Origin of the sequence: Lysobacter sp. yr284 (assembly GCF_900107375.1) — a bacterium.
GTDB lineage: Bacteria > Pseudomonadota > Gammaproteobacteria > Xanthomonadales > Xanthomonadaceae > Lysobacter.
In genome coordinates this window covers 116,479-129,577 of record NZ_FNPT01000011.1, presented here as the reverse complement: position 1 = coordinate 129,577, position 13,099 = coordinate 116,479, and the positions used below count along the sequence as shown (strand labels likewise).

11 protein-coding genes and 5 tRNA genes are annotated in these 13,099 nt (G+C 71.8%); 12 read left to right on the top strand and 4 right to left on the bottom strand.

The genetic code is table 11. The annotated features are described in order from the left end of the window. Positions 1 to 57 precede the first annotated feature (57 nt). From BLV01_RS16515 to BLV01_RS16460, 12 genes are all read left to right on the top strand, one after another. Positions 58 to 2,040 carry a UvrD-helicase domain-containing protein gene (locus tag BLV01_RS16515; protein WP_091802073.1) on the top strand — a complete coding sequence of 661 codons (1,983 nt, stop codon included), beginning with the start codon at positions 58 to 60 and terminating at the stop codon, positions 2,038 to 2,040. Positions 2,041 to 2,236: 196 nt separating this feature from the next. Further along, positions 2,237 to 3,262, top strand: a complete 1,026-nt coding sequence (locus BLV01_RS16510) for a DUF4272 domain-containing protein (protein ID WP_091802070.1) — start codon at positions 2,237 to 2,239, stop codon at positions 3,260 to 3,262. Positions 3,263 to 3,321: 59 nt separating this feature from the next. After that, entirely contained in the window at positions 3,322 to 3,822 is a 501-nt protein-coding gene (locus tag BLV01_RS16505) for a GNAT family N-acetyltransferase (RefSeq protein ID WP_091802067.1), read from the top strand. Between the two features lie 339 nt (positions 3,823 to 4,161). Further along, positions 4,162 to 4,247 (top strand) — tRNA-Leu (locus BLV01_RS16500). 17 nt (positions 4,248 to 4,264) lie between these two features. Further along, positions 4,265 to 4,350, top strand: a tRNA-Leu gene (locus BLV01_RS16495). Positions 4,351 to 4,367: 17 nt separating this feature from the next. Continuing rightward, positions 4,368 to 4,454 (top strand) — tRNA-Leu (locus BLV01_RS16490). 24 nt (positions 4,455 to 4,478) lie between these two features. Continuing rightward, a tRNA-Leu gene (locus tag BLV01_RS16485) sits at positions 4,479 to 4,563 on the top strand. Positions 4,564 to 4,580: 17 nt separating this feature from the next. Next, a tRNA-Leu gene (locus tag BLV01_RS16480) sits at positions 4,581 to 4,667 on the top strand. A gap of 122 nt (positions 4,668 to 4,789) precedes the next feature. Continuing rightward, a complete protein-coding gene (locus BLV01_RS16475) occupies positions 4,790 to 5,305 on the top strand; it encodes a GNAT family N-acetyltransferase (protein WP_091802064.1) in 516 nt (171 codons plus the stop codon). Between the two features lie 92 nt (positions 5,306 to 5,397). Next, on the top strand, positions 5,398 to 5,871 hold the full coding sequence (locus tag BLV01_RS16470) for a RidA family protein (RefSeq protein ID WP_217633526.1): 474 nt from the start codon (positions 5,398 to 5,400) through the stop codon (positions 5,869 to 5,871). Next, complete coding sequence (locus tag BLV01_RS16465) at positions 5,868 to 6,458, top strand: hypothetical protein (RefSeq protein WP_091802058.1); 591 nt, start codon at positions 5,868 to 5,870, stop codon at positions 6,456 to 6,458. The genes BLV01_RS16470 and BLV01_RS16465 overlap by 4 nt, the downstream gene beginning before the upstream one ends. A gap of 345 nt (positions 6,459 to 6,803) precedes the next feature. Then, positions 6,804 to 7,745, top strand: a complete 942-nt coding sequence (locus tag BLV01_RS16460; RefSeq protein WP_091802055.1) for a 5'-nucleotidase, lipoprotein e(P4) family — start codon at positions 6,804 to 6,806, stop codon at positions 7,743 to 7,745. A 417-nt stretch (positions 7,746 to 8,162) separates the two neighbouring features. Here BLV01_RS16460 and BLV01_RS16455 read toward each other — a convergent pair whose 3' ends face one another. From BLV01_RS16455 to BLV01_RS16440, 4 genes are all read right to left on the bottom strand, one after another. Continuing rightward, positions 8,163 to 9,182: a Csu type fimbrial protein gene (locus tag BLV01_RS16455; RefSeq protein WP_091802167.1), complete on the bottom strand. Its 1,020-nt coding sequence runs from the start codon at positions 9,180 to 9,182 to the stop codon at positions 8,163 to 8,165. Continuing rightward, positions 9,179 to 11,434, bottom strand: coding sequence for a fimbria/pilus outer membrane usher protein (locus tag BLV01_RS16450; protein WP_175486021.1), 2,256 nt, complete (start codon positions 11,432 to 11,434; stop codon positions 9,179 to 9,181). Before BLV01_RS16450 ends, BLV01_RS16455 begins: the two co-directional genes overlap by 4 nt. Positions 11,435 to 11,552: 118 nt before the next feature. Beyond that, positions 11,553 to 12,296, bottom strand: a complete 744-nt coding sequence (locus BLV01_RS16445) for a fimbrial biogenesis chaperone (RefSeq protein WP_254782663.1) — start codon at positions 12,294 to 12,296, stop codon at positions 11,553 to 11,555. Between the two features lie 25 nt (positions 12,297 to 12,321). Beyond that, positions 12,322 to 12,825: a Csu type fimbrial protein gene (locus BLV01_RS16440; protein WP_091802046.1), complete on the bottom strand. Its 504-nt coding sequence runs from the start codon at positions 12,823 to 12,825 to the stop codon at positions 12,322 to 12,324. Positions 12,826 to 13,099: the final 274 nt, after the last annotated feature.

Genomic DNA, 13,099 nt, shown 5'->3' with positions numbered 1-13,099 from the left:
GCCGGCGGCGGGTAGACTATCCGGCCAGCCCGGCCCCCGCCGGCGATGCGGCGTCCCATGCACGGTCTCAATCCCCCCCAACGCGCCGCCGTCCTGAACACCGACGGCCCCTTGCTCGTGCTCGCCGGCGCGGGCAGCGGCAAGACCCGCGTGATCGTGGAGAAGATCGCCCACCTGATCGCCACCGGCCGGATGCCGGCCAAGCGCATCGCCGCGATCACCTTCACCAACAAGTCGGCCAAGGAAATGCGCGAGCGCGTGGCCAAGCGCATCCGCGGCGACGCGGCCGACGGGCTGACCATCTGCACCTTCCACGCGCTGGGCCTGAAGTTGCTGCAGATCGAGCACGCCAAGCTCGGCCTGCGCCGCGGCTTCAGCGTGTTCGACAGCGACGACAGCAACGCCCAGATCAAGGACCTGCTGCCGGCCGGGACCAAGCCCGACGTGCTCGACGACATGCGCAACCTGATCTCGCGCGCCAAGAACGCGGGCCTGTCGCCGGAGCAGGCGATGGCCGAATCGCGCAGCCCGCGCGAGATCGAGGCGGCGACGCTGTACGAGCTGTACCAAAAGCGCCTGACCACGTTCAACGCGGTCGACTTCGACGACCTGATCCGGCTGCCGGTGCAGTTGCTGGAAGCCGACCGCGATGCGCAGCTGGCCTGGCGCGAGCGCATCGGCTACCTGTTGGTGGACGAGTGCCAGGACACCAACGACGCCCAGTACCGCCTGCTCAAGGCGCTGGCCGGGCCGGCCGGACTGTTCACCTGCGTGGGCGACGACGACCAGTCGATCTACGCCTGGCGCGGCGCCAATCCGGACAACCTGCTGGAGCTGGGCAAGGACTATCCGACGCTGGAGATCGTCAAGCTCGAACAGAACTACCGTTGCAGCAACCGCGTGCTGCGCGCGGCCAACGCGCTGATCGCGCACAACCCGCACGAACACCCCAAGACCCTGTGGAGCGACCAGGCCGACGGCGAGCGCATCCGGGTGTGGGAATGCCGCGACAGCGCGCACGAGGCGGAGAAGGTCGCCGCCGAGATCCACTTCCAGCAGCAGAAGCACAATGCGCCGTGGAGCGACTTCTGCATCCTGTTCCGCGGCAACCACCAGAGCCGCGCGCTGGAGAAGGCGCTGCAGCTGCTGCGCGTGCCGTACCACTTGAGCGGCGGCACCGCGTTCCTGGAGCGCGGCGAAGTCAAGGACGCGCTGGCCTGGCTGCGGCTGGTGGCCAATCCCGACGACGACGCGGCGTTCCTGCGCGCGGTCACCGCGCCCAAGCGCGAGGTCGGCGCGACCTCGCTGGCCAAGCTGGCGGAGATGTCGCGCCATGCGCAGCTGCCGATGTCGCGCATGGCCGAGTCGATCCACGCGATCAAGCAGCTCACCCCGCGCGCCGGCAACGCGCTCGACGGCTTCGTCAACATCGTGCGCTTCCTGCGCGACGAGGCCCAGCGCATCAGCCCCGGCGAGCTGGTCGGGGTGCTGGCCGAACGCAGCGGCCTGCTCGCCTCGATCCGCGCCCAGTGCAAGGACGAGGCCAGCTACCAGCGGCGCAAGGAGAACCTGGCCGAACTGTCGGGCTGGTTCGACGGCGGCCGCGGTTCGGGGCCGGGCGAGCTGGCCGCGCAGCTGGCGCTGCTGTCGCACGCCGACAAGGGCGAGGCCGGCAACCAGGTGCGGCTGATGAGCCTGCACGCGGCCAAGGGCCTGGAGTTCCGCTTCGTCTTCATCGTCGGCGTCGAGGACGGCAACCTGCCGCACGACGCCAGCCTCGACGAAGGCCGACTGGACGAAGAGCGGCGGCTGATGTACGTCGGCATCACCCGCGCCAAGGAGCAGCTGTACCTGTCGCACTCGCGCGAAACCCAGCGCTGGGGCGAGCGCATCCGGCTCAAGCCCAGCCGCTTCATCGAGGAACTGCCGCCGGGCGAGCTGCAGCGCGACGGCGCGGACCCGGTCGCCGACGCCGAACGCAAGCGCGAACGCTCGCTGGCCGGCTTCGCCGCGATCAAGGCCTTGCTGGAAGAAGGCTGAGTCTTGCCGGGCCGACAGGCCCGGCCGTGCCGCAGTGACGGGGCCTTCGGGCCCGATGGCTTGCGCTCGGCTCGCCGCGCACTCCCGGCGTCGCCCGCGCACCGATCCGAACCCGTCGCCGGAAGGCGCAACCGCGCACGCGACCGCGTCGCGCGAACACGCTAGGCTGGCGCGACTTCCCCCGAAGGCCGCGCCCATGCCCCTGCTGATCAACGCCTATTCCACGCTCGCCTCGCCGCCGCCGCCCGCGTTCCTGGCCCAGCCGCCGGCGCGCCGCGACCGCAGCGATCCGGAACTGGTGCCGCACCTGCAGGGCTTCGTCGGCTACGTGATGAGCACGGTCGAGGACGGCATGGACGCGCGCACCTTCGGCGTGTTGCGCCATCTGCAGCGGGTCCAGACCCAGTTCTGGTTCGAGGTGGACGAACGCGACTTCGACGCGCTCGCCGCCTGGGGCGAGGCCGCCAACGTGCTGTGCTTCCTGCCCGACGGCAGCGTGCGCGACGCCGCCGGCAACGTGCTGGCCAGCCGCGGCGAACCGCCGGTGGAGGCCGACGCCGCGCTGCCGTATCCGCCCGACGCGCGCGAACGCAAGCGCCGCAGCGAGGCCGAGCTGCAGCAGCTCGGCGCGGCGCCGCCCGCGCACCTGCCGCCGGTGCTCGGCGCCGGCGAAGTGCGCCTGCGCGAGGCCGGCGAGACGATGCGCCGCATGCTGGCCTTGTGCGCGGTGGCGGTGCGGGCCGAGTCGCTGAGTTCGCAGCCGCTGTCGGTCGAGGAAATCCGCGCCAAGCTCGGCCCCGGCGTGGCCGAGCTGAGCCCGGCCGAGCGCGCGTTCGTCGCCGCCGACAAACCCGATGAGGAAAGCTGGGCCAACCAGGGCTGGCGCTACGAAAGCGCCGCGTTGTTGCAATGGGCGCTGGGCCTGAGCGAGGCGTTGCCGGCGCCGACCGCGATCTGCGACGCGGGCCGGGTCGCGCGCATCGCCATCGACCACGCCGACGACGACGCCATCGCGCGCGCGCGCCTGCGGCCGCTGCCGGAACTGCTCGATGCGCTCGACGCGACCTATCGCCGGCACTGGCTGGTGCGCCAGGCGCGGTTGGACGACAAGCCCGCGCCGGCCGGCCTGCATCCCAGCGTCGTCTACGAACGCCACTACGCGCTGAACTGGCTGCTGCGTTTCGATGAGCAGGATTGGGACGAAGTCGGCACGCCGACCTGACGCCGCCGTCGCGCCCTTCCCACGTTTCCGCCGCGTTGCCCGCCGGACCTTCCCGCCGCATGGACCTGTCCGTCCGTCCCGCCACGCCCGCCGACCACGCGGCCGTGCTCGCGCTCAACCTGGAAGCCGAAGCGCTGATGAGCCCGATGGATTCGGCGCGCCTGCGCGCGCTGGATGCGCAGTCGGTCTATCACCGCGTGGTCTGCGACGGCGAGGCCGCGATCGCGTTCCTGCTCGCGTTCGACGAGCGCGCCGACTACGACAGCCCGAATTACCTGTGGTATCGCCAGCGCTATCCGCGCTTCGTCTACATCGATCGCATCGCGGTCGCCGCGAGCCACCGCAACCGCCGGATCGGCGGCTTGCTCTACGACGACCTGTTCGCGTTCGCGCGCGGCCGCGGTTTCGATACGGTCGCGGCGGAGTTCTACATCGTTCCGTTCAACGAGGCTTCGAGCCGTTTCCATGCGCGATACGGTTTCGGCGAAGTCGGGACGCAGTGGCTGGCGGGCGGCGCCAAGCAGGTGTCGTTGCAGGTCGCGCGCATCGCCTCGCGGTGATGCGATGCGCGCAGAAAAAAATCGCGCCGGCACTTGATTGCGCGATTTTGGTTTTGCTATGTTGCGCGCATGGACATCATCTCTCACCGCCGACTACGCCTGAGCGCGCGACTGCATCGTCGCGACGCTGGCGTGCGTTCGAGCGGAATCCGACTACGTTGAGCCCATCGTCCGATCCCAAGCGGATCGGCCGGGGCCGCTAGCGGTACGACTCGAAGGCGCCGAAAGGCGCCTTCGTCGTTTCCGCCTTCCGGCATCGCACCCACCTCCGACTTCGCTGCGCCTTCGCCGGCGCGGCGCGGGACGCTGCGCGCCTGCGTCCGCAGCCGCGGTATCCACGCCCGAATGACGTAATGGCAAACGTGCAGCCCTGAGATGGCTGTGGCCGCGAGGCCGTGCGGGTTCGAGTCCCGCTTCGGGCACCACTTCGCAACATCCATCCGCCCGGATGGCGAAACGGAAGACGCGCCGGCCTCAGAAGCCGGTGGCCGCAAGGCCATGTGGGTTCGATCCCCACTCCGGGCACCAACATCGCTACACGCTTCGCCCAAGTGACGTAACTGGCAACCGTGCCGGCCTCAGATGCCGGTGGCCGCGAGGCCGTGCGGGTTCGACTCCCGCCTTGGGCACCAACCCGATCGAAACGCGATCCATCCGCCCGGATGGCGAAACGGCAAACGCAACGGTCTTAAAAACCGTGGCCGCAAGGCGGTGCGGGTTCGAGTCCCGCTCCGGGCACCAACATCGCCACACGCTTCGCCCAAGTGACGTAACTGGCAACCGTGCCGGCCTCAGATGCCGGTGGCCGCAAGGCCGTGCGGGTTCGACTCCCGCCTTGGGCACCAACCCCCGCCGGCGCGCGCGGCGATGCCGCGCGGCGGCAAAGCTGCGATGATCGCGGTCGGTCCTGGTGTATCGGTTCGCGCATGATCGTGCGGCATCCTCCTTCGTCGACCGCAGCGCCGCGATGATGCCGGTCCTGGCCCGCGTCGGCCTGCACCTGCGCCCGATGGCCATGGCCGACGCGCCGGCGTGGTTCGCCTATCTGTCGCGGCCCGATGCGGTCGAGCACACCAGCTGGCGCCTGGACGGGATCGGCGCGCTGTATCCGCAGATCGCCGCGTCCAATCCGTTCCGCGCCGACGCGCCGGCGCTGTTCGCCATCGTCGACGACCTCGACGAACTGGTCGGCACGGTCGGCTTCCACACCGTGCTCGACGCGCCGCGCGGCGGCGAGATCGCCTACAACCTGCATCCGGCGCAGTGGGGCCGCGGCATCGCCAGCGAGGCGTGCGCGGCGGTGGCGCAGTGGGGGTTCGAGCGGCGCGGTTACCGGCGGGTGGAGGCGTATGCGCTGGACAGCAACGCGGCCAGCCAGCGCGTGCTGGACAAATGCGGGTTCCGGCGCGTGCGGCTGGAGCCGGGCCTGCGCGCGGTGCGCGGGCAGCCGCGCGATTTCTGGCTGTACCGGCGCGAGGCCTGACCGCGCCGCTGCCGCACGGCGACGCGCGCGGCTTGCCAGCGGCGCGGCGGCGGACGATGATCCGGCCACTTCATCGGACGAGGTCGACGATCATGCGCTGCTGCGTTTCCGCGATGGGCTTGAGCCTGTGTTTCGCCGCCGCCGCCGCGTGCGCCGGCGAGCGCCCCGAATTCCTCGCCTCGCCCGATCCGGCGGCGGCCGGGCTGCCGTTCTCCGAAGCGGTGCGCAGCGGCGAGCTGCTGTTCCTGTCGGGCCAGATCGGCACCGTGCCGGGCGCCGACAACGCGTTGGCGAAGGGCGGGATCGGGCCGCAGGCCGAGCAGACGTTGAGCAACATCCGCGCCGTGCTCGAACGCCACGGCGCGTCGATGCGCGATGTGGTCAAGTGCACGGTGTTCCTGGCCGACATCGGCGATTGGCCGGCGTTCAATGCGGTCTATCGCAAGCACTTCAGCGCGCCGTTCCCGGCGCGCAGCGCACTGGCGGCCTCGGGGCTGGCGATGGGGGCCAAGGTCGAGGTCGAGTGCATCGCGCAGGCGCCGCGCACGGCGGGCAAGCCGCGATGACGGCCGGATTCGTTCCGCGCGCGCGCCGCGCCGCGCAAGCGCCGTCGCGCGCGGCCTGGCTGCGCGCGGCCGCGCTGTCGCTGGCGTTGCTGCCGCTGGCGCCGTGCGCCCTGGCCGACGAGGCGGAGCGCTACGCGCCGCCCGGCGCCGCGCTGTCCGAGCCGCGCGCGCATCCGGACTGGCCGTGCCTGGCCTCGTTGCTGCAACAGATCGTCGACGACCAGGGCGCGCGCGGCGTCAACGCCCTGCATATCGGCCGGGTGGTGCGCGAGGACGACGACGGCAACGACTTCGTACGCGTGTACTGGCCGCAGCGGCGGGCGATCTTGCTGGTGTCGCTGAACCGCAACGGCTGCGCCGATCCGGGCTATCGCTACGATTCGCTCGGACTGGGCTGGTACCGGACCAAGGCGCGCATCGACCTGGACAGCCACGTGCGCGAAACCCAGGCCGAAATCAGCGGCAGCAGCTTCCTCGTCACCCGCGCGTGGGCGGACGCGGTGATCGCCGAGTGCACGGCGCACGGTACCGAACTGAAGCTGCGGCGCGCGCGCCAGCGGCGCAAGGACGAGGACGACGCGCTGTAGCGGCGCCTGCGACGGTCGCGGCGCGTCGGCCGCGACCGCGGCGTCGGGTTGCCCGCCGGGATTCCCGCCGACGCCTGCGGCGGGCCGCGCGAGGCCGGGGAATGGCGTCCTGACTGACCTGTCCGCACAAAGCTTGCCGAAACCGGGCATCGGCTTGGCCGAGCCTGTTGCCAGGCTGCAACGATCGGCTTTTCGCCACGCGGGGCGCTGTGCCGCTGCGCGACGCTCAGCCGGCACAGCTGCGCCCCGGGGCGCCCGACCGCAACCCTCGCGCCGCCCCGCGCATTCGACACGCTTTCGCGCCGCGGCCTACACTCCCCGCACTTTCCCAGGGGATTCCAGCGCATGCAGATCCGCGCCTCTCTCGCCCGCGTTCCCGTCGCCGCGCTCGCTTGCGCGCTGGCGCTGGCCGCGTGCAAGCCGCAGCCGGGACCGTCGGCCGATGCCGACGCGCCCGCGGCCGCCGCCCAGCCCGCCGCCGCGACGGCGCCGGCCGCCGTCGCCAAGCCGACCGGCGCCGACGACAACCTCAACGCGGTGCTGTGGATGCAGCGCTCGGTCGAGTACCGCGCCAGCGCCGAGACGATCTATCGCGCCGCCGCCGACAAGCTCGAGGTCGCGCTCAAGCAGCCCAACTGGGACGCGCTGGTGCCGGAAGAGCGCGGCAACGCCGCCAAGGGCCTCAAGCCCGCGGTGGTGATGGACGTGGACGAGACCGTGCTCGACAACTCGCCGTACCAGGCGCGGCTGGTGCGCGACGGCAAGGAATACGACGAAGTCACCTGGGACGCGTGGGTGGCGGAGAAGAAGGCCAAGCCGGTGCCCGGCGTGGTCGAGTTCGCCAAGGCCGCGCAGGCCAAGGGCGTGACGATCCTGTACCTGTCCAATCGCGCCGTGCACCTCAAGGACGCGACCCTCGCCAACCTGCGCAGCGCCGGCCTGCCGGTCGCCGACGACTCGGTGTTCCTCGGCCTCGGCACGGTGGTCGACGGCTGCGAACAGAACGGCAGCGAGAAGAACTGCCGGCGCCTGCTGGCCGGCAAGCAGTACCGCGTGCTGATGCAGTTCGGCGACCAGATCGGCGACTTCGTGCAGGTGGTGGCGAACACGCCCGAAGGCCGCGACGGCCTGCTGGAGCAGTACCACGACTGGTTCGGCGAACGCTGGTGGATGCTGCCGAACCCGAGCTACGGTTCGTGGGAAGCGATGACCTTCAACAACGACTACAGCCAGTCGCGCGACGCGCGGCGCGAGGCCAAGCGCAAGGCGCTGGACCTGGCGCCCTGACGCGTCTCAGGCTTCCGTGTGATTGTATTTCAAGGTAAATCAAATACTTACATCGCAATACTTCAGGTATTGCATTAACTCGGCTGCGGCGTTAGTCTGCCCGCATCCCGGCACGGCCGGGGCCATGCCACAACTCGTACTCTTCGGCGCAAGCCGGATTTGAAGGAGGCCTCGCGCCTCCTTTTTCTTTTTCGCGGTGTCTGCATCCCCTGCGGCAACGGCGCGAGCCGCGACCGCGGCGCACCGACGACGACGAACGCTGGATAAACAGTCGCCGCCCGCATGCGTGGGTTTTTCGATCGCTGTTGCGGCGCGGCGTCTTTCGGGCGGTTTCGTCGTCGTGCGATTGGCGCGGTCGCGGCTTGCGCCGCGCCTGTGGCCAGGCCATGCGGGTTACCGCGGTACGCGAAGGCCGCTTCAGTAGGTGACGGTCACCACGACGGTGTCGCTGTAGCTGCCTGGCGTGGCTACTTGCGGCGCCACCCGCCCATACACGGTTTGCGATTGCGCCGCGCCGGTGCCGGTGCCGGCGACCGTGTCGGTGCCCAGGGTCGTGCCCCAGCGTTGGCTGCGGCCGCTGTCGCGGTACAGCTCGTACGGCACGAACTGGCCGCCGGCGCTGCGCATGCGGCGGATGCTGCCGCTGGCGTTGAGACCGTTGCCGATGCCCAGCTGCCATGCGGTGCGGCCGGTGCAGGTCAGGCCGATCGCGGTGGTGCGGTCGAGGTTGGCGATGACGCGGCCGGGGACGCTGCCGAAGGCGAGGGTGGGCACCGGCTTGGGGCTCAGCGCGCAGCTGTTGGGGACCGAGCCGGTGACGGTGAAGGGGAAGCCGACCGGCGTACCGGTGCTGCCGCCGCTGATGCACGACGCCGGCATCGGCGGCGCGCCGATCAGCGATTCGGCGAACTGGAACTCGATCCGGGTGTCGGCCGCGCCGGTGAAGCGATTGGTATAGGTCCCCGCGTTGAGCGCGGCCTGGGCGGGGATGCGGCCGTACAGGGTCGCGGTGAGGGTCTGGCTGCCGCCGAGCAGCGGCACGTCGTAGTCGAACAGCAGCGGCAGGAAGTTGGGCACGGTGGCATTGCCGCGCGCGCCCCAGATCTGGCTGCGCGCGCTGTCGGTGTAGAGCTGCATCTGCATCGCATCGCCGGGCACGTTGATCATCCGCCGCGGCGCCAGGGTGCCGCCGCCGTCGGTGCCGCTGAAGATGCTCACGCACATGTTGACCCGCGCCTTGGCCAGCAGCGACAGCGCGCCGGTGGTGCAGGTGACGGTGAGGGTGGCGGTGGCGTCGACGACCGCGCCGGTGGTCGCGGCGAAGGCGAGGTTGGTCATGCCCGCGGTGCACGAGGTCGCCGCCTGCGCCGGCGCGGTCCAGGCCAGCGCGGCCAGCAGCGCCAGCGCGCAGCGCAGCAGCGCGGCGCGCGCGCTCACGGCGCGGCCTCGCGCACGCACGGCAACGGGCCGAGCCGGGCGATGCCGCGCGCGTCGGCGGGGTAGTCGAAGCGCACCACGCAGGCGCCGGCCGGCGTCAGCACGCGCAGCTGGTTGTGCGCTTGCAACTGTTCCAGGTAGGTCTCGCCGTCGTAGCCGACCACGGCCTGTTCGCCGTTGCCGGCGCGCACCGCGCTGCCCAGCGGCAGCGGCGCGCCGGCGTCGTCGCGCAGCGCCAGCACCGCGGCGCGGATGGTGTCGATCGCGAAGTGCACCACGGTGCCGGAACGGTCGCGCGGGGTGGCGTCGGTCTCGACCCGGTCCAGGCGGGTGTCGGCCGGCAGTTCCATCGGATCGATGCCGATGCGGTTGCGCTGCCAGGCGTTGAGCGGCGTCACCAGCAGCATGCCGTCGGCGTCGGTGCGGCCGAACGGGCGGTTCTCCAGCAGCACCGGCACGCCGGGCACGCCGGTGGAGACCACCGCGAACGCGTCGCTGACGTTGCGCGCGGCGAACACGTGCCCGCCCATCCACACCAGCGCGCCGCTGGCGCTGGCGTAGCCGTAGTCGCGCGAACCCTGGCGCGCGTAGCCGAGGTTGAAGCGGCCGGTTTCGGTCAGCCACGCCGCTTCGGCCAGCGCGCCTTCCTCGCTGTCGCCGCCGCGCGCCTGCAGGCGCCAGCCGAAGCCGCCGTCGCCGGGCACCGGGCGGGTCAGGTCGATCGCGGCCTGGTCGAGGCCGCCGGCGCGCTGCGCCGAGACGCTGAGCTGGGTGCCGGGGCGTCCCGGGTCGGGCTGCAGGTTGAGGTTGAAGCCCAGGTACACGGTGCGGTCTGCGCTGCGGTCCAGGTTCTGGTTGTAGGACAGGCTCAACAAGGCGCGGGTGCCCAGGTTGCGGCTCCAGGTGGCGCCGGCGTAGCGCGCCGGTTCCTCGCCGCGGTAGAGCAGGCGCACGTAGCTCAGGCCCAGGCTGCCCAGGCGCGCATCGCTCCAGCCGACCACCGCGCGCTCGCTGACCCGCGGCGCGCCCAGGCCGTAGCGCGAGGCGAGGTCGCGATAGTCGCCGTGGCTGCGCTGGGTGTCGGCGGCGAAGTTGAAACGGCCGTTGCTCCAGTTGTAGGCGGCGCTGTACTGCCAGCCGGCGGCGTCGCCGTCGCGGCCGTGGCTCAGCGAGGCGCCGAACACGCCGGCCTGGCCCAGCAGCCAGGCCGCGCCGACGCCCGCAGCGCTCACGCCGTCGCCGCCTTCGCCGTGGGCCTGCACGGTCAGCCGGTCGCTGAGGCCGTAGCGCAGGTCGGCGCTGGCCAGCGGCGCGCTGGCGTATTCGAACGAGCGCAGCGCGTAGTCCTGGCGCGCCACGCCCAGGCTCACCGACCAGTCCGACAAGCCTTTGGCCAGCAGTTGCTGCGCGGCGTAGAACGGGAAGTCGAGGGTGCGGGTGCGGCCGAACGCATCGGTGACCACCAGTTGCGCGCTGCCGGCGCCGGTGATGCCGGGAACGGTGGTCAGCTGGAACGGGCCGGGCTGGACCTCGCCGCTGTACTGGCGGATGCCGTTGACGTACAGGTCCACCGCCGAGGGCACCGCGACTTCGCCGGCCAGGGTCGGCAGCGGCGTGGTGATGCGGTAGGGCTGCAGGCCGAAGTCGCGGCCGAAGCGCACCCCGCCCAGGCGCAGCGGCCGGGTCCAGTCGAGTTGGCCGCTGATCACGTCGCCGACGGTGACGGCGAACATCGATTCGGGCTGCGACCAGCGCCAGCTGGTGTCCAGGCGGATCGAATCGGTGCGCCGCGGCGCGCCGTCTTCGCGGTAGTGGCGGATCACCCCAGTCTGGCTCAGCACGCTGTCGGCGAACGCGCCGCCGCCCAGGCCGAACGCACGCGCTTCGACGAAGGCGGTGGCGTTGTCGCTGCGGTCGTCGCGGCTGGCATAAAGGTCGTAGTTGAGCAGCAGGCCGGGCGAGGCGGTGGCGCGCGGCGCCTCGGCGTCGGGCGCGTTGAGGCGGCGCGTGCGCAGGTCGAGCAGCGACAGCGGCGCGTCGATGGCGACCCGCTGCTGGGCGGCGTCGAAGCGCACCGTGGTGCCGGCGAGTTGGTCCGGCGCGAGCGTTTCGGCGCCGTCGCGGCCGGGCAGGGCGAAGCCGATCGCGCGCAGGGTGGCGACGCTGGCGTAGAGCCGGCCGGCGCGCAGCTCGAACGGCTGCGGCGGGCCGAACGCGGTCTGGTTGAGGCTGACTTCCAGGTAGAGGTTCATGCTGGTCGCCTGCGCCGCCCCGGCCTGGGCCGCGCCCGCCTGGGCCAGCGGCGGCCGCGGCGGCGGCTCGGCCGGGAGGCCCGGCGGGGACGCCAGGAGCAGGCCGGCCGGCATGGCTTCAGCGAGCCGGCGGGTCCAGCGCCAGCGCCTGCGCGTCGGGTTCGCCATTGATCCTCGCTTCCAGGGTGCCCGGTCCGCGCAGCAGCGCGGCCGGCGCCTGCAGCGCCCAGCGCATGCGCTGGCCGGCGTGGGCGTAGCCGAGCAGGCCGGCGGCGATGGCGTGGCGCTGGCCTTGCGCGTCGACGAAGCTCAGGTCGGCCAGTTGCGCGTGCTGGTCGCCGCGGTTGTCCACCGCCAGGAACGGCCGCTCGCCCTCGAACTGCAGCTGCGCGCGCAGTCGCGGTGCGATCGGCGCGGCCGCGGCGGGGGCCAGGAACACCGGCACCGAATAGCGCAGCACGAACTGCAGGCCCGGGGCCTGGGCGGCTTCGGCCGGCGGCAGTTCGTCGACGATCAGGCGGTAGCCGGTTTCCTGCGCCGGCGGCGCGCCCAGCCGGATCACCCGCACCAGCTGGCGCGCGCCGGGCGCCAGTTCCAGCATCGGCGGGCTGACCGCCAAGCCGGGATCGGGGTCGAGCCGCTCCTGGCCGTCTTGCTGGACCCAGCGGAACACCCGCACCTGCGCGCGCAGCGTGGCCGGGCCGGTGTTGCTGAGCCACAGCGCGTCGGCCGGGCGGTCGCGGGCGAGGGTCAGCTGGGTCGGGGTGACCTGCAGGCCGGCGGCGGACGCCGGGCAGGCCGGCGCCGCCAGCGCCGCGCCCAGCGCCAGCCGGATCGCGAAGGTGCGGACTGCCTGTCGCAACCGGCCGCCGCCCATGCCGGGGCGGTCAGTAGGTGACCGTGGCGATCACCACGTCATTGTAAGTACCAGCGGGAAAGTTGGCGCTGGGCGTGCGCCCATACACCGGCAGGTTGACCGCCGCGCCGGTGCCGCTGCCGGCCAGCACGTTGCCGCCGGCGCCGACGGTGCTGCCCCACACGTCGGTGGGGCCGCGCGCGGCGGCGCGGTAGAGCTGGTAAGGCACCAGGTTGGCGCCGTTGGCCATCTTGCGGCTGTTCACGTCGGTGCCGTTCTGGCCGTTGTCCAGGCCGATGGTGTAGGCCGTACCCGGGGTGCAGTTGACGGTCAGCTGGCCCTGCTGGTCGACGTTGGTGGCGCTGGAGGACACGCTGCCGAAGTTGACCGGCAGCGGCGCGGTGGTGTGGATGTCGCAGACGCTGGTGATGGTGATGGTGACGTTGAGGTTGGCGGTGTCGGTCGCCGCGAACGCGGGACCGGCGGCGGCCAGGGCCAAGGCAGCGAGGACGCTACGGCTCGATACGGAACGCATGGTTCGTTCTCCTGCGCGCGGGGCGCGATGGTCGGGCGAGCTTTTGTGCCGGGTTTGCCCGTTTAGAACGCATAAAACATGCCAGCGCGGGCAACTTAGCCATGCCGTCGGGCCGCTGCGGGTGACCCCCTTCACAAGACGGCGGGCCGTACCCGTTCAGCCGCATATCTGGACGATCGCGCACAAACGCGCAGTGACGCGCTGCGTCTTCACGCTTCGACCCATGCCGTCGCTAACTGTGCGGTGGGGTCGCAAAGGTGAGCCAGGGTGAGCC